Below are 21,872 nucleotides of genomic sequence, written 5' to 3'. Positions count from 1 at the left end.
GAAACCAATTGAGCCGTGGATGTTCCGGCACACTCAGAGTAAACACCCGGCGAATTATTCTATAAATGCCCGGCAGGCAAAACGCTGAAGAGCTGGTAAGGTCCGAAGTTCAACAATTCTGGTAATATTTTCAAACCGGCGTCGGTCGGTAAAGCAGCACCAAAGCCTTTTTGGCCTTTTTTCGGTATTTCGGCAGACGCCGCAGCATCAAACTTCCGCTTCCTTCGAGAGCTTGGGTGACTCTGCTTCAGGGAATGCCTTGCCGCAGTTACTTGAGCGGGGAACAGAAGCTGGCGTATCCATTAGCCTGTAAATGTTATAACACATTACCACCAGTTGAGGTTGAACTTGCCTGAAGTATTCCCGCACCGTTCGGCGTGATGAACCACGAGGGCAAGATCCGCCAAATGTAGCCGCGTCCTTCCGCATCAGTATTAATACCTCGACCGTTTTGCCGCTCATATACAGTAATCACATCATCCGGCTTAAAGGCATCGCCGCTGATCATGTTATCAGTAGAAGGAATGACAGCTACGACATTTTGATCCGGTCCTAATTCACCTATAATTTCCATTGCACCTAAAACCGCCGCTGCTCCTCCCATATCCGTCTTCATTCCGACGATTCCAGCCTTCGTTTTCAATGAGTAGCCACCAGTATCAAAAGTGATACCTTTTCCCACCAACCCGATAACATCTGTCCATTCTTCTTTGCCTGGATACTTAAGTGACAATCATTTTCGGAGGTTCGACCGACCCTTGATTAACTGCAAGAAGAGCACCCATACCTAGCTTGAGCATGTCTTCTTTCTCAAGGATTTCTACTTCAAAACCATAACGTTCACCTAAAGTAGATGAATAGTCAGCTAGATCCTTTGATGTCAACAAAATTCCTTGGTGTTAACCAATGTTCTGGCTGAATTCGTTGCTTCCAAAAATACACGGCCAACATGAAGGGCACCTCCAACTTCTTCTGTTATCAAATTCACTATAGACCGTAATTGATTCAATATTTTTCAGCCTGATTCGATTTTTGTTTGTAGCCCGCAAACTTATAGGAAGCCAGCTCGAAAGCCCAGAAAAGGCGTGGGCGTTATCTAGTAAGTATCTAAGTTTTCAGTCACGTAAATGTGTCCAATGCTATCGAAAGCGTCGTAGTTTTGATTTTGCAATTGTTTTACACGATTTACCCAGAGCTTCACGCAACGTTTCAAGGGTAAGCTCTTTATCCTTGCCCAACCCTACAAAGATCAATCTCTTTACACCTAATTTTCCTAATGTATGTATTTTTACAACTGATTTTTTCTTGAAAGAGATTTCACCTGCTCACTAATTCAGTAAGTTGACCGGATACTTTCATCGGCTTCTTTCCTATACCGGCAAATTTATGGGCCGGTCAAAAACGCCTATAATCAGGCATTCTTCAGATTACATCTATATTCATGAATTTTTTACTGTAAACATTCTGATACCTCCTCCGTTCGATTTATCTTTTATTATAACGAAATCTTCCGAAATTTTCGAATAAGGACCAATGTTAATAATAATAAGATATAGTTTAGAATACCCACCTTTAGAGAAATAGTATAAGAAAGATCATATTTACTCTTACAAGCAGGTAATCGACAGGATTTGATGGAAAGTATAATAAGGGCCAAATCGTCCGATGAAAGAAGCAAGATTACTTATTCACCTTTATATAGATTTCAACGTTATTTTATAATCAGAAAGAAGGCTGATACTTTGGAATTATTTTTTAACTTCCCTTTTAATCAAAAGATTAATCTCCAACATGCCATTTCTTGCTCAATTCATTAAAGTACCCATTCATTTTATCGCTTTTCGTAAAGTTAACTGGTCACTCTAATCCCTCGACTGGCGGTATGCCAAGCTCTCACTCAGCGGCCGTGCTCTTACCGTAGCCGTGGGGATAGAAAACCGGAATGGACTCTTGTCTTGCCGTTGCTACCATATTCGCCGTCATCACGATGTTTGATGCGACTGGAGTAAGACGGCAGGCAGGAGAATTATGGTGCCGTCTTAAATCAACTCGTAACAGACTTTAATACGTTTGTCGAGCAAGCAAAGAATTGGCAGAAAAGCGGAGAAACAGAAACAGCAACAATTAAAGGAACTGCTAGGCCATAAACCTATTGAGGTCTTTTTTGCCTTAACAGGAGTATTCATTGCACTTATTCTTCACTTTTTTATCTTTCAAGGGTAGGTGGTTACCATGCGAAAAATAATCTCTCTTTGCCCAAGCAATACAGAGCTGAAGCGGCGCACCTTTTGAAAAACGCGAAAAATCCAACGATAAATGCGAAAACGAGAGTATTGTGTTTCAACGCTTGGTTAAACACCCAAACTGACGGAACGAAGCAAGCTACCGATTTAAGGCTTCGGCCGAAGGATCAGCAAGCACAGATCGAAGCTGACATGGCTGCGGTCTATGCCGCTCGCCCATCGCTGGCGATGGTCAACTCCGACAAAGGCATCACCAACCTGCACGTGCCGAGCGACGTTATCGTCGACGCTTCGATGCCAGCGATGATCCGTGACTCCGGCAAGATGTGGGGCACTGACGGTCAGTTGCACGACACCAAGGCTGTGATCCCGGATCGTTGCTACGCGACCATCTACCAGGCTGTGATCGAAGATTGCAAAGCCAATGGCGCTTTCGATCCGACCACCATGGGCAGCGTGCCAAACGTTGGCCTGATGGCGAAGAAAGCCGAAGAGTACGGCTCGCACGACAAGACCTTCCAGATCAAGGCTGACGGTGTGGTTCGCGTAACCGACAGCAAAGGCACCCTGCTGATGGAGCAGGCTGTTGAAGCTGGCGATATCTTCCGCATGTGCCAGACCAAAGACGCGCCGATCCAGGACTGGGTCAAACTGGCCGTCAATCGTGCTCGCGCCAGCAGCACCCCGGCGATCTTCTGGCTCGACCCAATGCGCGCTCACGACGGCGTAGTGATCGAGAAGGTTCAGGCTTACCTGAAGGATCACGACACGGCCGGTCTGGACATCCAGATCATGGCGCCGGTCGACGCAATGAAGTTCACCCTGCAGCGCACCCGCGAAGGCAAGGACACCATTTCGGTGACCGGCAACGTACTGCGCGACTACCTGACTGACCTGTTCCCGATCATGGAACTGGGCACCAGCGCCAAGATGCTGTCGATCGTACCGCTGATGAACGGCGGTGGTCTGTTCGAAACCGGCGCCGGCGGTTCGGCTCCGAAGCACGTGCAGCAACTGGTTGAAGAGAACTTCCTGCGCTGGGATTCCCTGGGCGAGTTCCTGGCCCTGGCCGCTTCCCTGGAGCATTTGGGTGTTACTTACAACAACCCGAAAGCCCTGGTGCTGGCCAAGACCCTGGATCAGGCCACTGGCCAGTTCCTCGACAACAACAAGTCGCCATCGCGCAAAGTCGGCAACATCGACAACCGCGGCAGCCACTTCTACCTGGCGATGTACTGGGCTCAGGCTCTGGCCGCCCAGACTGAAGACGCTGCACTGCAAGCGCAGTTCGCGACTCTGGCCAAGACTCTGACCGAGAACGAAGCAACCATCGTTGCCGAACTCAACGCCGTACAGGGCCAGCCAGTCGACATCGGCGGTTACTACCACGCCAATGCCGAGCTGATCAGCAAGGCCATGCGCCCAAGCGCAACCCTCAACGCGGCGATTGCTGCGCTGGTTTAAGGTTGTAGTGGGAACATCACAAACCCCGGCCTTGTGCCGGGGTTTTTGCTTTTGAAGAAAACGCGAAGCCCTGTGGGAGCTGGCTTGCCAGCGATGAGGCCGGCACATTCAACATTGATGTTGCCTGACCCACCGCCATCGCTGGCAAGCCAGCTCCCACAGGGATCGGATTTCAATGTTCACCATTGAGGGCATTTTATGGAATGGCTCCCCCACATCACCGTCGCCACGATCGTCGAAGACAACGGCCGCTTCCTGATGGTTGAAGAACACAAAGCCGGACGCAACGTACTCAACCAGCCCGCGGGCCATCTCGACCCGGACGAGACCCTGATCGAAGCCGCCGTGCGTGAAACCCTCGAAGAAACCGGCTGGGACGTCGAACCCACCGGCGTCATCGGCATTTACCTGTACACCGCCCCAAGCAACGGCGTGACCTACCAGCGCGTCTGCTTCAGCGCCAAAGCCTTGAAACATCACCCCGACTACCAGCTCGACGACGGCATCGTCGGCGCCAAGTGGCTGACCCGCGAAGAATTAATGGCTCAACGCGACAACTGGCGCAGTGAACTGATCATCCGTTGCATCGACGATTATCTGGCGGGCAATCACTTCGGCCTCGAACTGATCCGCCCTTCTCTTTAGCCTTGAGGCCGTGAGCCTGATAGAATCGCGTCCTTTTTCAAGACACTCATTGAATCCCTATGCGTGATCCAGCCCCTTCTGACACATCCAAGAAGCGCGTCATTGTCGGCATGTCCGGCGGCGTGGACTCTTCCGTTTCCGCTCTCCTGCTGATCGAGCAGGGTTATGAAGTGGAAGGCCTGTTCATGAAGAACTGGGAAGAAGACGACGGAACGGAATACTGCACCGCCATGGACGACCTGGCGGATGCGCAGGCTGTGTGCGACAAGATTGGTATCAAACTGCACACCGCCAACTTCGCTGCAGAGTACTGGGACAACGTGTTCGAACACTTCCTGGCCGAATACAAGGCCGGGCGCACGCCGAACCCGGACATCCTGTGCAACCGCGAAATCAAGTTCAAGGCGTTCCTCGATTACGCCATGATGCTCGGCGCCGACCTGATCGCCACCGGTCACTACGTGCGCCGCCGCGACATCGAGGGTCGCACCGAATTGCTCAAAGGCCTCGATCCGAACAAGGATCAGAGCTACTTCCTGCACGCCGTCGGCGGCGAACAGATCGCCAAGACCCTGTTCCCGGTCGGCGAACTGGAAAAGCCGGAAGTGCGCGCAATTGCCGAGAAATACGAACTGGCGACCGCCAAGAAGAAGGATTCCACCGGGATCTGCTTTATCGGCGAACGACGCTTCAGCGATTTCCTCAAGCAATACCTGCCGGCGCAACCGGGCGAAATCAAAACCACCGAAGGCGAAGTCATCGGCCGCCACCACGGCTTGATGTACCACACCATCGGTCAGCGACAGGGCCTCGGCATTGGCGGCTTGAAAGACGCCGGCGATGAGCCGTGGTACGTGCTGCGCAAGGACCTGGACACCAACGAGCTGATCGTCGGCCAGGGCAACAACCATCCGTGGCTGTTCTCCAGCGCCCTGCTCGCTTCGGAAATCTACTGGGTCAACCCGATCGACCTGAGCCAGCCGCTGCGCCTGACGGCCAAGGTTCGCTATCGCCAGAGCGATCAAGCCTGCACCCTGGAAAAAACCGCCAACGGCTATCGCGCCGTGTTCGACGAACCGCAACGTGCGGTGACACCGGGCCAATCGGTGGTGTTCTATGACGGTGAAATCTGCCTCGGCGGCGGCGTAATCGAAGTCGCCGAGCCGTGGAGCGGCCAGGCATGAGCCCGACTCAGGAGCAACTGACGGCGCTGGGCGGCGTGTTTCTGGCCGCCGTGCTGGTTGACCGGATCGCCAAGACCGGGCAGACCAGCGAAGCCGGCCTGAGCTGCATGCTCGGCAGTCTGCTGGTGCGCGACCCGAAGGACACGCTGGACGTGTACGGCGGCGACGATCTCAATTTGCGCGAAGGCTACCGCGCATTGATCGGCGCGCTTGAACGCGACCCGAGCACTTTGCAGCGCGAACCTTTGCGTTATGCACTGTCGATGCTCGGTCTCGAACGCCAACTGGCCAAACGTGACGACATGCTCGACACCATCGGTAAGCGCCTGCCGCAGATTCAGTCGCAAGTCGAGCATTTCGGCCCGGCCCACGAGAACGTGGTCGCCGCCTGCGGTGCGCTGTATCAGGACACCTTGAGCACCCTGCGCCAACGCATTCAGGTGCACGGCGACATGCGCAACCTGCAGCAGCCGAGCAATGCCTCGAAGATCCGCGCCCTGCTCCTCGCCGGCATCCGTTCGGCACGCTTGTGGCGACAGCTCGGCGGTCATCGCTGGCAGTTGGTAATCAGCCGGCGCAAGCTGCTCAAAGAGCTGTATCCGTTGATGCGCAGTAGCTGAACAGCGCCCGCTACACCGATTTTGATCTGTAACGCGTAATACGCCGGTCAGTTGGCAACGGACCGGCGGATTTTTTCATGTATGATACGCGCCCCATTTCGTTGCCCGACTGTCCGAGAACACCCCATGCAGCTTTCTTCGCTCACTGCGGTTTCCCCTGTTGACGGCCGCTACGCCGGCAAAACCCAGGCCCTGCGCCCGATTTTCAGCGAGTACGGCCTGATCCGTGCCCGCGTTCTGGTTGAAGTGCGCTGGCTCCAGCGCCTGGCCGCCCACGCTGGCATCCCTGAAGTGCCAGCCTTCTCCGCCGAGGCCAACGCCGTCTTGAACACCCTGGCTGAAAACTTCTCGCTGGAGCACGCCGAGCGCGTCAAAGAGATCGAGCGCACCACCAACCACGACGTCAAGGCCATCGAATACCTGCTCAAAGAGCAAGCGGCCAAGCTGCCTGAACTGGCGGCCGTCAGCGAATTCATCCACTTTGCCTGCACCAGCGAGGACATCAACAACCTGTCCCACGCCCTGATGCTGCGCGAAGGCCGTGATGACGTGATGCTGCCGCTGATGCGCCAGACCGCCGACGCCATCCGCGAACTGGCGATCCGTTTCGCTGACGTGCCGATGCTGTCGCGCACCCACGGTCAACCGGCCTCGCCGACCACCCTGGGCAAAGAGCTGGCGAACGTGGTTTATCGTCTCGAGCGCCAGATCGCCCAGGTCGCTGCCGTGCCTTTGCTGGGCAAGATCAACGGCGCCGTGGGCAACTACAACGCGCACCTGTCGGCCTACCCGCAGATCGACTGGGAAGCGAACGCCCGCGCCTTCATCGAAGACGAGCTGGGTCTGGGCTTCAACCCGTACACCACGCAGATCGAGCCGCACGACTACATCGCCGAACTGTTCGACGCGATCGCGCGCTTCAATACCATTCTGATCGACTTCGACCGTGACATCTGGGGCTACATCTCCCTGGGTTACTTCAAGCAGCGCACCATCGCTGGCGAAATCGGTTCGTCGACCATGCCGCACAAGGTCAACCCGATCGACTTCGAAAACTCCGAAGGCAACCTTGGCATCGCCAACGCACTGTTCCAGCACCTGGCGAGCAAACTGCCGATCTCCCGCTGGCAGCGCGACCTGACCGACTCCACCGTACTGCGCAACCTCGGTGTCGGCTTCGCCCACAGCGTGATCGCTTACGAAGCCAGCCTCAAAGGCATCAGCAAGCTCGAGCTGAACGCTCAAAAGATTGCTGCCGACCTCGACGCTTGCTGGGAAGTATTGGCCGAGCCGATCCAGACCGTGATGCGCCGCTACAACATCGAAAACCCGTACGAAAAACTGAAAGAACTGACCCGCGGCAAGGGCATCAGCCCTGAAGCGTTGCAGACTTTCATCGACGGCCTGGACATGCCAGCCGAAGCGAAAGCCGAGCTCAAGCAACTGACCCCGGCCAACTACATCGGCAACGCCGTAGCGCAAGCCAAACGCATCTGATCGACCGTTTGACCCGTTTGAGACGCCCGGCCGCGCCGGGCGTTTTTATTCCCGTCTGAAAAGTGCTTTTTTTCAATAGGTTACATATGAATCCCGATATTCCTCTTCAACTTCTGGGCGGCATCACGGCGCGCGAATTCCTGCGCGACTACTGGCAGAAAAAGCCACTGCTGATCCGCCAGGCAATTCCTGACTTCGAAAGCCCGATCGACGCCGACGAACTGGCCGGCCTGGCCCTGGAAGAAGAAGTCGAATCGCGCCTGGTGATCGAAAACGGCGAGCGCCCGTGGGAATTGCGCCGCGGCCCATTCGCCGAAGACGAATTCAGCAAGCTGCCGGAACAGGACTGGACCCTGCTGGTTCAAGCCGTTGACCAGTTCGTCCCGGAAGTCGCTGAACTGCTGGAAAACTTCCGCTTTCTGCCAAGCTGGCGCGTCGATGACGTGATGATCAGCTTCGCCGCACCAGGCGGCAGCGTCGGTCCGCACTTCGACAACTACGACGTGTTCCTGCTGCAAGGCCACGGCAAGCGCAACTGGAAAATCGGCCAGATGTGCGATTCCGAGAGCCCGCTGCTGCAACATGCGGACCTGCGCATCCTCGCCGAATTCCACGAAACCGAAGAGTGGGTGCTGGAACCGGGCGACATGCTCTACCTGCCGCCGCGTCTGGCCCACTGCGGTGTAGCCGTGGACAACTGCATGACCTACTCGGTCGGTTTCCGTGCGCCAAGCGCTTCCGAAGTGCTGACCCACTTCACCGACTTCCTCAGCCAGTTCCTGACTGACGAAGAGCGCTACACCGACGCCGACGCCAAGCCAGCCGTCGATCCGCACCAGATTCAACATGACGCACTGGATCGCCTGAAAAGCCTGCTCGCCGAACACATGAGCGACGAGCGCCTGCTGCTGACCTGGTTCGGCCAATACATGACCGAGCCGCGTTACCCAGAGCTGGTGGTTGGCCCGGAAGACGTCGAAGAAGAAGATTTCCTCAGCGCTCTGCAAGATGGCGCCGTGCTGATCCGCAACCCGAGCGCACGCTTGGCCTGGTCGGAAGTCGATGACGATCTGCTGCTGTTCGCAAGCGGTCAGAGCCGTTATCTGCCGGGCAAACTGCGCGAACTGCTGAAGCTGATCTGCGCCGCTGACGCCCTGCATGCCGACAACCTTGGTGAGTGGCTGAATGACGAAGACGGTCGCGGCCTGCTGTGCGAGCTGGTCAAGCAAGGGAGCCTGGGGTTCGCCGATGAATAAGATTCGCGTACGTGTCGCAGACTGGCAGAAGGACATCGCCGAGATCCGGCGCATTCGTGAAACGGTGTTCATTGCCGAGCAATCGGTGCCACCTGAGCTGGAATGGGACGCGGATGACGCGACCGCCGTGCATTTTCTGGCGTTTGAAGGCGACTTTCCGATTGGCACTGCGCGCTTGCTGCCGGACGGCCACATTGGCCGGGTTTCGGTGCTGAAAGACTGGCGCGGGATGAAGGTCGGTGATGCGCTGATGCAAGCAGTGATTGCCGAAGCGGAAGCGCGCGGCTTGAAAGAGCAAATGCTCAGCGCGCAGGTGCAGGCCACGGCGTTTTATGAGCGCTTGGGCTTTAGCCTGGTCAGCGAGGAATTCCTCGAAGCCGGGATTCCGCATGTCGACATGGTGCGTCACTCGGCTTAAGCACACCTGTGGCGAGGGAGCCTGCTCCCTCGCCACAAAAGCGTGAACACCATCACAAACCGCCCCGCCATCTCCGGATGCCGGGGCGTTTTGCTGTCTGTGATTCAACTTGCCCCACCCCGGGCCGACAAACTGGCAATATCAATCAAAGGCAGGATCAAAAGATCGCAGCCTTCGGCAGCTCCTACGGGCTTTGTTTATTTGGCGGAGATAACGGACATGTCCCTACGCACCCTGCTCACCACGCTGCTGCTGAGCTGCAGTTTTTCGCTCAGCGCAGCCACCGAGATAGTGCCGCTGAACTACCACACCAGCGCCGACATGCTGCCGATGGCACAGGACTTCATCGGCAAGGACGGTCAGGTCAGCGCCTACGGCAACCAACTGATCATCCAGGCCGAGCCGGACAAGATTCAGGAGCTCAAGGCGCTGATCACTCGGCTCGACACCGCACCCAAGCGCCTGCTGATCACCGTCGACACCAATGAAAACAACGGTCGCGGCGATGAAGGCTATTCGGTGAACGGCGCCCAGACTCGCATCATTAGCCGCAGCACCACCAGCCGCAACGGTGGTATTCAGCAAGTGCAGGCCAGTGAAGGCGCGCCGGCGCTGATTCAGGTCGGCCAAAGCGTGCCAATCACCAGCAGCCAGAGCAATTCCTACGGCGATTACAGCAGCCAGACTCAATACCGCAACGTGACCCAGGGCTTCTATGTCACGGCCAGCGTCACCGGCGACATCGTTCACCTGGCAATCAGTACCAACCGTGACCGCATGAGCCAGGAACGTCCCGATGTAGTGAACGTGCAAAGCACCGACACAACCGTCAGCGGACGCCTCGGCGAATGGATCACCCTCGCCGGCGTAAACAGCCAGACTCAGGCCGACAAACAAGGCCTGGCCCGCAGCTACTCGACTCAAGGCCGGGATGACATGACCTTGCGAGTGAAAGTCGACGCCTTGGACTAAAGCACCGAAAACTGACTGATTAGTCGTATTAGACGAAAGATGTAGTGCTTAAAAAAAAGCACTACAAAACGTTTGACGAGCCAAAAAAGCGAAGGCATGATGGCCTCGCTCCCGCTAATCAGAGGCCCTGGCAAGGGCCTTCGAAGCGATGTTCGCACCTACCCCGCGAACCGCTTCGTGTCTGTACCGCCCACAAGGTGTGTTTGACGAGGTTGCCGACTGGAACGAAGTTGTCCCGAGGGACGGAAGCGTAATTAGGTAACCCGGCATCACACTGTAGTTCGTATTAAGGCCCACGACGCCCGCATGCGCCCACAGTCCGCCACTACCTGCTCACTTCCCCTCGAGCCCATCGTTCATCCCGTCGCCTACCCCGCCAAATCCGACTTGACCACCTAAGCTTCTGGTCAGCGAGCGCAGGAATTTTCCACCGCAGAACAACTTTTCATAAAAGACGCGACGAGGTTTATCTCCATGGCACTGACACGCGAACAGCAAATTGCAGCCCTCGAAAAAGACTGGGCTGAAAACCCGCGCTGGAAAGGCGTGACACGCACTTACTCCGCTGCTGACGTCGTCCGTCTGCGTGGCTCGGTTCAACCTGAGCACACCTTTGCAAAAATGGGCGCCGAGAAGCTGTGGAACCTGGTCACCCAGGGTGCCAAGCCAGCCTTCCGTCCTGAGAAAGATTTCGTCAACTGCATGGGCGCCCTGACCGGCGGCCAGGCTGTTCAACAGGTTAAAGCCGGTATCCAGGCGATCTACCTGTCGGGCTGGCAGGTTGCTGCGGACAACAACTCCGCAGAATCCATGTACCCGGACCAGTCGCTGTACCCGGTGGATTCGGTTCCAACCGTGGTCAAGCGCATCAACAACTCGTTCCGTCGTGCAGACCAGATCCAGTGGAAAGCCGGCAAGAACCCGGGCGACCAAGGCTACATCGACTACTTCGCGCCGATCGTGGCTGACGCTGAAGCCGGTTTCGGTGGCGTTCTGAACGCTTACGAGCTGATGAAGAGCATGATCGAAGCAGGCGCCGCCGGCGTTCACTTCGAAGACCAACTGGCCTCCGTGAAAAAATGCGGTCACATGGGCGGTAAAGTACTGGTTCCAACTCAGGAAGCCGTACAGAAGCTGACCGCTGCACGTCTGGCGGCTGACGTTGCCGGTACCCCGACCATCATCCTGGCCCGTACCGACGCTAACGCTGCTGACCTGCTGACCTCCGATTGCGATCCGTACGACCAGCCGTTCGTGACTGGCGAACGCACTCAGGAAGGTTTCTACAAGGTTCGTGCAGGTCTGGATCAAGCAATCGCTCGTGGCCTGGCTTACGCGCCATACGCCGACCTGATCTGGTGCGAAACCGCCAAGCCGGATCTGGACGAAGCCCGTCGCTTTGCTGAAGCGATCAAGAAGGAATACCCGGACCAACTGCTGTCGTACAACTGCTCGCCTTCCTTCAACTGGAAGAAAAACCTGGACGACGCGACCATCGCCAAGTTCCAGCGCGAACTGTCCGCCATGGGTTACAAGCACCAGTTCATCACCCTGGCCGGCATTCACAACATGTGGCACAGCATGTTCAACCTGGCGCACGACTACGCCCGCAACGACATGACTGCCTACGTGAAGCTGCAAGAGCAGGAATTCGCTGACGCCGCCAAGGGTTACACCTTCGTGGCTCACCAGCAGGAAGTGGGCACCGGCTACTTCGACGACATGACCACCGTGATTCAGGGTGGCTCGTCTTCGGTAACCGCGCTGACCGGTTCGACTGAAGAAGAACAGTTCCACTGATTCTGCTTCGCCTGAGCAAACGGCCTCTGCGGATCGTATAGAAAGCTAACCGCAGAGCCGCAAGACTGACGCCCCGACTGGTTCGGGGCGTTTTTTTGCATGGGATTTCGTGAAACAACAAAATCCTGTAGGAGCTGCCGCAGGCTGCGATCTTTTGATGTCGTTGAAAAATTCAAAAGATCGCAGCCGCGTTTCACTCGACAGCGCCTACAGTTGCGCGCATATAAGACAACTTCCCAATACCTCACCCGTTAAACAGTTACAAAATCGCGCCAAACAATATTGATTATCATTTAGCAGCAACTATGCTCGTTACATTCTCAACAAAACATAATTCACTAAAACCCGGCTAATGCCCGCAACGCATGGGCTACGGGGCAGCCGAGGTGCGCTATGTCCTTATTCCAATAAATAATTTCGCTATAGGAATTTTACTTGCAGGGTGTTTAGCCATAAAATCAGCGCGATTGATTGCTGCGACATATCGTCACTGCCTTATTTCTTTATCAAGCTCAGAGACCTTTGCTCTCTGTTAAGGATTACCAGCATGCCCGAAGCGACAGGACTCATGGCCCACAACTGGGGCTTTGCCATTTTCCTTCTGGGTGTAGTCGGCCTGTGTGCCTTCATGCTCGGCGTCTCCAGCCTCCTCGGGTCAAAAGCCTGGGGCCGCAGCAAAAACGAACCGTTCGAGTCGGGCATGCTACCTACCGGTGGCGCCCGCTTGCGGCTCTCAGCCAAATTCTATCTGGTCGCGATGCTGTTCGTGATCTTCGATATCGAAGCCCTCTTTCTCTTTGCATGGTCTGTGTCCGTCCGCGAAAGCGGCTGGACCGGATTCGTCGAAGCTCTCGTTTTCATAGCAATTCTGTTGGCAGGTCTTGTCTACCTGTTCCGAGTGGGCGCCCTTGACTGGGCTCCGGAAGCTCGTCGCAAGCGGCAGGCGAAGCTGAAACAATGAGGCTTTGGCAATGCAATACAATCTCACCAGAATCGACCCCGATGCTCCTAACGAGCAGTATCCGATTGGCGAGCGGGAAACCGTTTCCGATCCGTTAGAAGATCAAGTCCACAAAAACATCTTCATGGGCAAGCTCGAAGACGTGCTTAACGGCACGATCAACTGGGGGCGCAAGAACTCCCTGTGGCCGTACAACTTCGGCTTGTCGTGCTGCTACGTGGAAATGACCACCGCCTTCACGGCGCCCCACGACATCGCGCGCTTTGGCGCCGAGGTTATTCGGGCATCGCCGCGTCAGGCCGACTTCATGGTTATCGCCGGTACCTGCTTCATCAAGATGGCGCCGATCATTCAGCGTCTCTACGAGCAAATGCTCGAGCCGAAGTGGGTTATTTCCATGGGTTCGTGCGCTAACTCCGGTGGCATGTACGACATCTACTCCGTGGTTCAAGGGGTGGACAAGTTCCTGCCGGTGGACGTCTACGTACCTGGCTGCCCGCCCCGTCCAGAAGCATTTCTGCAAGGCTTGATGCTGTTGCAGGAATCGATTGGACAGGAGCGTCGTCCGCTTTCCTGGGTCGTTGGTGATCAAGGCGTTTATCGCGCCGACATGCCTTCGCAAAAGGAACAGCGCCGCGAACAGCGAATCGCAGTCACCAACCTGCGCAGCCCTGACGAAGTCTGATCCAGATCTGTTCTTACAAAGAAACGAGAAGCTGGCTTCATTCTTTACGTTGACCGAAAGCGAAAAAATAACCATGACTACAGGCAGCGCTCTGTACATCCCGCCTTATAAGGCAGACGACCAGGATGTGGTCGTTGAATTGAACAACCGTTTTGGCCCTGAGGCGTTCACCGCCCAGGCAACCCGCACCGGCATGCCGGTGCTGTGGGTGGCCCGCGCCAAACTCGTCGAAGTCCTGACCTTCCTGCGCAACCTGCCCAAGCCGTACGTCATGCTCTATGACCTGCACGGCGTGGACGAGCGTCTGCGCACCAAGCGTCAAGGGCTGCCATCGGACGCCGAGTTCACCGTGTTCTATCACCTCATGTCGCTTGAGCGTAATAGTGACGTGATGATCAAAGTCGCCTTGTCCGAGAGCGACCTGAGCTTGCCGACCATCACCGGTATCTGGCCGAACGCCAACTGGTACGAGCGTGAAGTCTGGGACATGTACGGCATCGACTTCAAAGGCCACCCGCACCTGTCGCGCATCATGATGCCGCCGACCTGGGAAGGTCACCCGCTGCGCAAGGACTTCCCGGCGCGCGCTACCGAATTCGATCCGTACAGCCTCACCCTCGCCAAGCAACAGCTTGAGGAAGAAGCCGCGCGCTTCCGCCCTGAAGACTGGGGCATGAAGCGTTCCGGGACCAACGAGGACTACATGTTCCTCAACCTGGGCCCGAACCACCCTTCTGCGCACGGTGCGTTCCGTATCATCCTGCAACTGGACGGTGAAGAGATCGTCGACTGCGTGCCGGACATCGGTTACCACCACCGTGGTGCCGAGAAAATGGCCGAGCGTCAGTCGTGGCACAGCTTCATCCCGTACACCGACCGTATCGACTACCTCGGCGGCGTGATGAACAACCTGCCGTACGTGCTCTCGGTCGAGAAGCTGGCCGGCATCAAGGTGCCCGAGAAGGTCGACGTCATCCGCATCATGATGGCCGAGTTCTTCCGCATCACCAGCCACTTGCTGTTCCTGGGGACTTACATCCAGGACGTTGGTGCGATGACCCCGGTCTTCTTCACCTTCACCGACCGCCAGAAGGCGTACACGGTGATCGAAGCCATTACCGGTTTCCGTCTGCACCCGGCCTGGTACCGCATCGGCGGCGTCGCTCACGATCTGCCACGCGGCTGGGACAAACTGGTGAAAGACTTCGTTGAGTGGCTGCCAAAACGCCTCGACGAGTACACCAAGGCTGCCCTGCAAAACAGCATCCTCAAGGGCCGTACCATCGGCGTCGCTGCCTACAACACCAAAGAGGCCCTGGAATGGGGCGTCACCGGTGCTGGCCTGCGTTCGACCGGTTGCGACTTCGACCTGCGTAAAGCGCGTCCATACTCCGGCTACGAGAACTTCGAGTTCGAAGTACCGCTGGCCGCCAACGGCGATGCCTATGACCGCTGCATGGTTCGCGTCGAAGAGATGCGCCAGAGCATCAAGATCATCGACCAGTGCATGCGCAACATGCCGGAAGGCCCGTACAAGGCGGATCACCCGCTGACCACGCCGCCGCCGAAAGAGCGCACGCTGCAGCACATCGAAACCTTGATCACGCACTTCCTGCAAGTTTCGTGGGGCCCGGTGATGCCGGCCAACGAATCCTTCCAGATGATCGAGGCGACCAAGGGCATCAACAGTTATTACCTGACGAGCGACGGCGGCACCATGAGCTACCGTACCCGGATCCGTACTCCAAGCTTCCCGCATCTGCAACAGATCCCTTCGGTGATCAAAGGCAGCATGGTCGCGGACTTGATTGCGTACCTGGGTAGTATCGACTTCGTTATGGCCGACGTGGACCGCTAAGCATGAACAGCACGCTTATCCAGACAGACCGTTTCACCCTGAGTGAAACCGAGCGCTCGGCCATCGAGCACGAGCTGCATCACTACGAAGACCCGCGCGCGGCGTCGATCGAAGCCCTGAAGATCGTTCAGAAAGAACGCGGCTGGGTGCCGGATGGCGCCTTGTACGCAATCGGCGAGATCCTCGGCATCCCGGCCAGCGACGTTGAAGGTGTGGCGACGTTCTACAGCCAGATTTTCCGTCAGCCGGTTGGCCGTCACATCATTCGCGTCTGCGACAGCATGGTCTGCTACATCGGCGGCCACGAGTCTGTGGTCAGCGAAATCCAGAACAATCTGGGCATCGGCCTGGGTCAGACCACCACCGACGGTCGTTTCACCCTGCTGCCTGTCTGCTGCCTCGGCAACTGCGACAAGGCACCGGCGCTGATGATCGACGACGACACCTTTGGTGATGTACAGCCTGCTGGCGTCGCCAAACTGCTCGAGGGCTACGTATGACCCTGACATCTTTCGGCCCGGCCAACCGCATCCAGCGTTCGGCCGAGACTCACCCGCTGACCTGGCGTCTGCGGGACGACGGCGAAGCCGTGTGGCTCGACGAGTACCAGGCCAAGAACGGTTACGCCGCTGCGCGCAAAGCCTTCGCCGACATGGATCAGGACGCCATCGTTCAGACCGTGAAAGACGCAGGCTTGAAAGGTCGCGGCGGTGCAGGCTTCCCCACTGGCGTGAAGTGGGGCCTGATGCCCAAAGACGAATCCATCAACATCCGCTACCTGCTGTGCAACGCGGATGAAATGGAACCGAACACCTGGAAAGACCGCATGCTGATGGAGCAACTGCCCCATCTGCTGATCGAAGGCATGCTGATCAGTGCTCGAGCGCTGAAAACCTACCGTGGCTACATCTTCCTGCGTGGCGAATACACCACCGCCGCCAAGCACCTCAACCGTGCCGTGGAAGAAGCCAAGGCTGCTGGTCTTTTGGGCAAGAACATCCTGGGATCGGGTTTTGATTTCGAGCTGTTCGTCCACACCGGCGCCGGGCGTTACATCTGCGGTGAAGAAACCGCACTGATCAACTCCCTCGAAGGCCGCCGCGCCAACCCGCGCTCCAAGCCGCCCTTCCCTGCCGCTGTTGGCGTGTGGGGCAAGCCGACTTGCGTGAACAACGTTGAGACCCTGTGCAACGTGCCGGCGATCATTGCCGACGGCGTTGACTGGTACAAATCGTTGGCGCGCGAAGGCAGTGAAGACATGGGCACCAAGCTCATGGGCTTCTCCGGCAAAGTCAAAAACCCGGGCCTGTGGGAATTGCCGTTCGGCGTCACCGGTCGCGAGTTGTTCGAAGACTACGCCGGCGGCATGCGCGACGGTTTCAAACTCAAGGCCTGGCAGCCGGGTGGCGCCGGTACCGGTTTCCTCCTGCCTGAGCACCTCGACGCACAAATGTACGCCGGCGGCATCGCCAAAGTGGGCACCCGTATGGGTACCGGCCTGGCCATGGCGGTGGATGACAGCGTCAACATGGTGTCGCTGCTGCGCAACATGGAGCAGTTCTTCGCTCGCGAGTCGTGCGGCTTCTGCACCCCGTGCCGTGATGGTTTGCCATGGAGCGTCAAGCTCCTGATGGCCATCGAAGAAGGCCGCGGTCAGCCAGGCGACATCGAGACCCTGCTGGGTCTGGTCAACTTCCTCGGCCCAGGCAAGACCTTCTGTGCTCACGCACCGGGTGCCGTGGAACCGTTGGGCAGTGCCATCAAATACTTCCGTCCAGAGTTCGAAGCCGGTATCGCGCCTGTCAGCGCCGCCGTCCCGCCTCTGGCAAGGCCGATCGTAATCGGCGCGTAAACGCTTAACAGGTGAAGGGCCTGGGCCCTTCGCCTCCTGCGATGACGCCTTTCGAGGCTGGTTTGATTCGCACGGATAACAAGATTCCATTAGCCACGCCCGCTGACACCGGGCCAACGAAGACCTTTGAACCATGGCCACTATCCACGTAGACGGCAAAGCGCTCGAAGTCGACGGGGCAGACAACCTGTTACAGGCATGTCTGTCGCTGGGCCTCGACATTCCATATTTCTGCTGGCACCCCGCGCTTGGTAGCGTCGGGGCTTGCCGCCAGTGCGCGGTCAAGCAGTACACTGACGAGAACGACACCCGTGGTCGCATCGTCATGTCGTGCATGACGCCTGCCACCGACAACACCTGGATCTCCATCGAAGATGAAGAATCCAAAGCGTTCCGCGCCAGTGTTGTTGAATGGCTGATGACCAACCACCCGCACGACTGCCCTGTGTGCGAAGAAGGCGGTCACTGCCACCTGCAAGACATGACCGTGATGACCGGCCACAACGAGCGCCGTTATCGCTTCACCAAACGCACCCACCAGAACCAGCAACTGGGCCCGTTCATTTCCCACGAAATGAACCGCTGCATCGCTTGCTACCGCTGTGTGCGTTTCTATAAGGATTACGCCGGCGGCACCGACCTCGGTGTGTTCGGCGCCCACGACAACGTGTACTTCGGTCGCGTTGAAGACGGCACCCTGGAAAGCGAGTTCTCCGGCAACCTCACCGAGGTCTGCCCGACCGGTGTGTTCACCGACAAGACTCACTCCGAGCGCTACAACCGCAAGTGGGACATGCAGTTCTCGCCGAGCATCTGCCATGGCTGCTCGAGCGGTTGCAACATCTCCCCGGGCGAGCGTTACGGCGAGCTGCGTCGCATCGAAAACCGTTTCAACGGTTCGGTGAACCAGTACTTCCTGTGCGACCGTGGCCGTTTCGGTTATGGCTACGTCAACCGCACCGACCGTCCACGTCAGCCGCTGCTGGCCGACGGCACCAAACTGAGCCTCGACGAAGCGCTGGATAAAGCCGCTGACCTGCTGCGCGGTCGCAACATCGTCGGTATCGGTTCGCCCCGTGCCAGCCTCGAGAGCAACTACGCGTTGCGCGAACTGGTCGGCGCCGAGCACTTCTACTCCGGTATCGAAGCCGCCGAGCTGGAACGCATTCGCCTGGTCATGCAGGTGCTGAACGACAGCCCGCTGCCTGTGCCAAACATGCGCGACATCGAAGACCACGACGCCATTTTCGTCCTCGGTGAAGACCTGACCCAGACCGCCGCGCGTATGGCGCTGTCGCTGCGTCAATCGGTCAAAGGCAAGGCTGAAGACATGGCCGAAGCCATGCGCGTTCAACCTTGGCTCGACGCCGCGGTGAAGAACATCGGTCAGCACGCGCTGAACCCGCTGTTCATCGCCAGCCTGGCGGAAACCAAGCTCGACGACATCGCTGAAGAATGCGTTCACGCCGCTCCGGACGATCTGGCGCGCATCGGTTTCGCCGTTGCTCACGCGCTGGACGCCAGCGCTCCGGCCGTTGAAGGTCTGGACGCCGAAGCACTGGAACTGGCCAAGCGCATTGCTGATGCCCTGCTCGCTGCCAAACGTCCGCTGATCATCGCCGGTACTTCGCTGGGCTCGAAAGCCTTGATCGAAGCCGCTGCCAACATCGCCAAAGCCCTTAAACTGCGCGAGAAGAACGGTTCGATCAGCCTGATCGTGCCGGAAGCCAACAGCCTCGGCCTGGCCATGCTGGGTGGCAACTCGGTCGACGAAGCGCTGCAGGCCGTGATCGATGGCCAGGCCGACGCACTGGTCGTGCTGGAAAACGATCTGTACACCCGTACCGACAAGGCGCTGGTTGATGCGGCACTGAACGCTGCGAAAGTAGTGATCGTTGCTGATCATCAGAAGACGGCTACCAGCGACCGCGCGCACCTGGTACTGCCGGCGGCAAGCTTCGCCGAAGGCGACGGTACGCTGGTCAGTCAGGAAGGTCGCGCCCAGCGCTTCTTCCAGGTTTTCGATCCGCAATACCTGGATGCAAGCATTCTGGTTCACGAAGGCTGGCGCTGGCTGCACGCACTGCGCTCGACGCTGCTGAACCAGCCGATCGACTGGACGCAACTCGACCACGTCACCGCTGCCGTTGCTTCGAGCACCGCGCAACTGGCGCGTATCGTCGACGCAGCACCGTCCGCGGCGTTCCGCATCAAGGGTCTGAAACTGGCGCGTGAGCCGCTGCGTTATTCCGGTCGCACCGCAATGCGCGCCGACATCAGCGTTCACGAACCACGCACCCCGCAAGACAAAGACACCGCGTTCGCCTTCTCCATGGAAGGTTACTCGGGTTCGGTTGAACCGCGTCAGCAGGTTCCTTTCGCCTGGTCTCCGGGCTGGAACTCGCCACAAGCGTGGAACAAGTTCCAGGACGAAGTCGGTGGGCACATCCGCGCTGGCGACCCAGGCACCCGCCTGATCGAAAGCACCGGCGATTCGCTGAACTGGTTCGCCGCTGTACCGCGTGCATTCAACCCGGCTCCGGGTACCTGGCAGGCCGTGCCGTTCTTCCACCTGTTCGGCAGCGAAGAGAACTCTTCCAAGGCCGCGCCGGTTCAAGAGCGTATTCCGGCTGCTTATGTCGCTTTGGCCAAATCCGAAGCCGATCGCCTGGGTGTCAACGAGGGTGCCTTGCTCAGCTTGAACGTGGCCGGCCAGACCCTGCGTCTGCCACTGCGGATCAACGAAGAGCTGGGTGCCGGTCTGGTTGCATTGCCAGCGGGTATCGCCGGGATTCCACCGGCGATCTTCGGCAAATCCGTTGACGGTCTGCAGGAGGCAGCTCAATGACCTGGTTCACGCCTGAAGTGATTGACGTGATCATCGCGGTTCTCAAGGCCATCGTGATTCTGCTCGCCGTGGTGGTGTGCGGCGCGCTGCTGAGCTGGGTCGAGCGTCGTTTGCTTGCCCTCTGGCAGGACCGTTACGGTCCGAACCGCGTTGGCCCGTTTGGTATGTTCCAGATCGCCGCCGACATGCTGAAGATGTTCTTCAAGGAAGACTGGACCCCGCCGTTTGCCGACAAAATGATCTTCACCCTGGCACCGGTCGTGGCCATGTCCGCCTTGCTGATCGCGTTTGCGATCATCCCGATCACCCCGACCTGGGGCGTCGCGGATCTGAACATCGGCTTGCTGTTCTTCTTCGCCATGGCGGGCCTGTCGGTCTACGCGGTGTTGTTCGCCGGCTGGTCGAGTAACAACAAGTTCGCACTGCTGGGCAGCTTGCGTGCTTCGGCGCAGACCGTGTCCTACGAAGTGTTCATGGGCCTCGCGCTGATGGGCATCGTGGTACAGGTCGGCTCGTTCAACATGCGCGACATCGTCGAGTACCAGGCACAGAACCTGTGGTTCATCATTCCGCAGTTCTTCGGCTTCTGTACCTTCTTCATCGCTGGCGTCGCCGTGACTCACCGTCACCCGTTCGACCAGCCGGAAGCGGAACAGGAACTGGCCGACGGTTACCACATTGAATACGCCGGTATGAAATGGGGCATGTTCTTCGTTGGTGAATACATCGGCATCATCTTGATCTCGGCGCTGCTGGTCACCCTGTTCTTCGGTGGCTGGCACGGTCCGTTCGGCATCTTGCCGCAACTGTCCTTCCTCTGGTTCGCACTGAAGACCGCGTTCTTCATCATGCTGTTCATCTTGCTGCGCGCTTCTATCCCGCGTCCGCGTTATGACCAGGTGATGGATTTCAGCTGGAAATTCTGCCTGCCACTGACCCTGATCAATTTGCTGGTGACCGCTGCGGTCGTGTTGTGGAACACGCCTGCAGTCGCGGTTCAGTGAGGATAGAGAATCATGAAGTACATAATTGACATCGTGCATGGCTTCTTCACCCAGTTGCGCAGCCTGGTCATGGTCTTCGGCCATGGCTTCCGCAAGCGTGACACCCTGCAATACCCGGAAGAAGCGGTCTACCTGCCACCACGCTACCGTGGTCGTATCGTCCTGACCCGCGACCCCGACGGCGAAGAGCGTTGCGTAGCCTGCAACCTGTGCGCCGTGGCTTGCCCGGTGGGTTGCATCTCGCTGCAGAAAGCTGAAACCGAAGACGGTCGCTGGTACCCGGACTTCTTCCGTATCAACTTCTCGCGCTGCATTTTCTGCGGTCTCTGCGAGGAAGCCTGTCCGACCACCGCAATCCAGCTGACACCGGATTTCGAGATGGCCGAGTTCAAACGTCAGGACCTGGTGTACGAGAAAGAAGATCTGTTGATCTCCGGCCCCGGCAAAAACCCTGATTACAACTTCTATCGTGTTGCAGGTATGGCAATCGCTGGCAAGCCGAAAGGCTCCGCACAGAACGAAGCCGAACCGATCAACGTGAAGAGCTTGCTGCCTTAAGGAAGAA

General features: G+C 57.6%; 21 protein-coding genes and 1 pseudogene. 19 read left to right on the top strand and 3 right to left on the bottom strand.

Annotated features, from left to right (window positions below; genetic code table 11):
* Positions 1–316 precede the first annotated feature (316 nt).
* The 3 genes from JFT80_RS14965 to JFT80_RS25535 form a co-directional block, all read right to left on the bottom strand.
* Positions 317–733 carry a hypothetical protein gene (locus tag JFT80_RS14965; protein WP_201148389.1) on the bottom strand — a complete coding sequence of 139 codons (417 nt, stop codon included), beginning with the start codon at positions 731–733 and terminating at the stop codon, positions 317–319.
* The gene (locus tag JFT80_RS14960; RefSeq protein WP_201148388.1) at positions 723–884 is read right to left on the bottom strand and encodes a hypothetical protein; all 162 of its coding nucleotides are present in this window, start codon (positions 882–884) and stop codon (positions 723–725) included. Before JFT80_RS14960 ends, JFT80_RS14965 begins: the two co-directional genes overlap by 11 nt.
* Before the next feature lie 255 nt (positions 885–1,139).
* Entirely contained in the window at positions 1,140–1,316 is a 177-nt protein-coding gene (locus tag JFT80_RS25535) for a M17 family peptidase N-terminal domain-containing protein (protein ID WP_201148390.1), read from the bottom strand.
* A gap of 626 nt (positions 1,317–1,942) precedes the next feature.
* On the opposite strand from JFT80_RS25535, the gene JFT80_RS25530 reads away from it, so the two are divergent.
* From JFT80_RS25530 to nuoI, 19 genes and pseudogenes are all read left to right on the top strand, one after another.
* Positions 1,943–2,065 carry a divergent PAP2 family protein gene (locus JFT80_RS25530; protein ID WP_374091359.1) on the top strand — a complete coding sequence of 41 codons (123 nt, stop codon included), beginning with the start codon at positions 1,943–1,945 and terminating at the stop codon, positions 2,063–2,065.
* Between the two features lie 337 nt (positions 2,066–2,402).
* Positions 2,403–3,707 (top strand): annotated as a pseudogene (locus JFT80_RS14945) (NADP-dependent isocitrate dehydrogenase); the annotation flags it as partial.
* A gap of 198 nt (positions 3,708–3,905) precedes the next feature.
* Positions 3,906–4,352: an NUDIX hydrolase gene (locus JFT80_RS14940; RefSeq protein WP_201148387.1), complete on the top strand. Its 447-nt coding sequence runs from the start codon at positions 3,906–3,908 to the stop codon at positions 4,350–4,352.
* 59 nt (positions 4,353–4,411) lie between these two features.
* Positions 4,412–5,536, top strand: a complete 1,125-nt coding sequence (gene mnmA / locus JFT80_RS14935) for a tRNA 2-thiouridine(34) synthase MnmA (RefSeq protein WP_201148386.1) — start codon at positions 4,412–4,414, stop codon at positions 5,534–5,536.
* Positions 5,533–6,156 (top strand): high frequency lysogenization protein HflD, encoded by a 624-nt coding sequence (hflD, locus tag JFT80_RS14930; RefSeq protein ID WP_201148385.1) that lies wholly within the window; start codon positions 5,533–5,535, stop codon positions 6,154–6,156. The genes mnmA and hflD overlap by 4 nt, the downstream gene beginning before the upstream one ends.
* 126 nt (positions 6,157–6,282) lie before the next feature.
* Positions 6,283–7,653, top strand: coding sequence for an adenylosuccinate lyase (gene purB, locus JFT80_RS14925; protein ID WP_201148384.1), 1,371 nt, complete (start codon positions 6,283–6,285; stop codon positions 7,651–7,653).
* Between the two features lie 86 nt (positions 7,654–7,739).
* Complete coding sequence (locus tag JFT80_RS14920; protein ID WP_201148383.1) at positions 7,740–8,909, top strand: cupin domain-containing protein; 1,170 nt, start codon at positions 7,740–7,742, stop codon at positions 8,907–8,909.
* Positions 8,902–9,327 (top strand): GNAT family N-acetyltransferase, encoded by a 426-nt coding sequence (locus JFT80_RS14915; RefSeq protein WP_016987414.1) that lies wholly within the window; start codon positions 8,902–8,904, stop codon positions 9,325–9,327. Before JFT80_RS14920 ends, JFT80_RS14915 begins: the two co-directional genes overlap by 8 nt.
* 219 nt (positions 9,328–9,546) lie before the next feature.
* Entirely contained in the window at positions 9,547–10,299 is a 753-nt protein-coding gene (locus tag JFT80_RS14910) for a secretin N-terminal domain-containing protein (protein ID WP_201148382.1), read from the top strand.
* Positions 10,300–10,773: 474 nt separating this feature from the next.
* The gene (aceA, locus tag JFT80_RS14905; protein ID WP_201148381.1) at positions 10,774–12,099 is read left to right on the top strand and encodes an isocitrate lyase; all 1,326 of its coding nucleotides are present in this window, start codon (positions 10,774–10,776) and stop codon (positions 12,097–12,099) included.
* Between the two features lie 109 nt (positions 12,100–12,208).
* A complete protein-coding gene (locus JFT80_RS23645) occupies positions 12,209–12,385 on the top strand; it encodes a hypothetical protein (protein WP_207187803.1) in 177 nt (58 codons plus the stop codon).
* Positions 12,386–12,646: 261 nt separating this feature from the next.
* The gene (locus JFT80_RS14900; protein WP_003223812.1) at positions 12,647–13,060 is read left to right on the top strand and encodes an NADH-quinone oxidoreductase subunit A; all 414 of its coding nucleotides are present in this window, start codon (positions 12,647–12,649) and stop codon (positions 13,058–13,060) included.
* Between the two features lie 10 nt (positions 13,061–13,070).
* The gene (locus JFT80_RS14895) at positions 13,071–13,745 is read left to right on the top strand and encodes an NADH-quinone oxidoreductase subunit B family protein (protein ID WP_201148380.1); all 675 of its coding nucleotides are present in this window, start codon (positions 13,071–13,073) and stop codon (positions 13,743–13,745) included.
* Positions 13,746–13,818: 73 nt separating this feature from the next.
* The gene (gene nuoC / locus JFT80_RS14890; RefSeq protein ID WP_201148379.1) at positions 13,819–15,603 is read left to right on the top strand and encodes an NADH-quinone oxidoreductase subunit C/D; all 1,785 of its coding nucleotides are present in this window, start codon (positions 13,819–13,821) and stop codon (positions 15,601–15,603) included.
* A 2-nt stretch (positions 15,604–15,605) separates the two neighbouring features.
* On the top strand, positions 15,606–16,103 hold the full coding sequence (gene nuoE / locus JFT80_RS14885) for an NADH-quinone oxidoreductase subunit NuoE (RefSeq protein ID WP_007920186.1): 498 nt from the start codon (positions 15,606–15,608) through the stop codon (positions 16,101–16,103).
* Complete coding sequence (gene nuoF, locus JFT80_RS14880; RefSeq protein ID WP_008082856.1) at positions 16,100–17,455, top strand: NADH-quinone oxidoreductase subunit NuoF; 1,356 nt, start codon at positions 16,100–16,102, stop codon at positions 17,453–17,455. The genes nuoE and nuoF overlap by 4 nt, the downstream gene beginning before the upstream one ends.
* 133 nt (positions 17,456–17,588) lie before the next feature.
* The gene (gene nuoG, locus JFT80_RS14875) at positions 17,589–20,303 is read left to right on the top strand and encodes an NADH-quinone oxidoreductase subunit NuoG (RefSeq protein ID WP_201148378.1); all 2,715 of its coding nucleotides are present in this window, start codon (positions 17,589–17,591) and stop codon (positions 20,301–20,303) included.
* The gene (gene nuoH / locus JFT80_RS14870) at positions 20,300–21,307 is read left to right on the top strand and encodes an NADH-quinone oxidoreductase subunit NuoH (RefSeq protein WP_201148377.1); all 1,008 of its coding nucleotides are present in this window, start codon (positions 20,300–20,302) and stop codon (positions 21,305–21,307) included. Before nuoG ends, nuoH begins: the two co-directional genes overlap by 4 nt.
* Positions 21,308–21,316: 9 nt before the next feature.
* Positions 21,317–21,865, top strand: a complete 549-nt coding sequence (gene nuoI / locus JFT80_RS14865) for an NADH-quinone oxidoreductase subunit NuoI (RefSeq protein WP_374091360.1) — start codon at positions 21,317–21,319, stop codon at positions 21,863–21,865.
* Positions 21,866–21,872: the final 7 nt, after the last annotated feature.

This window comes from Pseudomonas sp. TH10, assembly GCF_016651255.1.
GTDB lineage: Bacteria > Pseudomonadota > Gammaproteobacteria > Pseudomonadales > Pseudomonadaceae > Aquipseudomonas.
The sequence above is the reverse complement of the archived record's forward strand: the minus strand, read 5'-3'. Positions and strand labels throughout refer to the sequence as shown.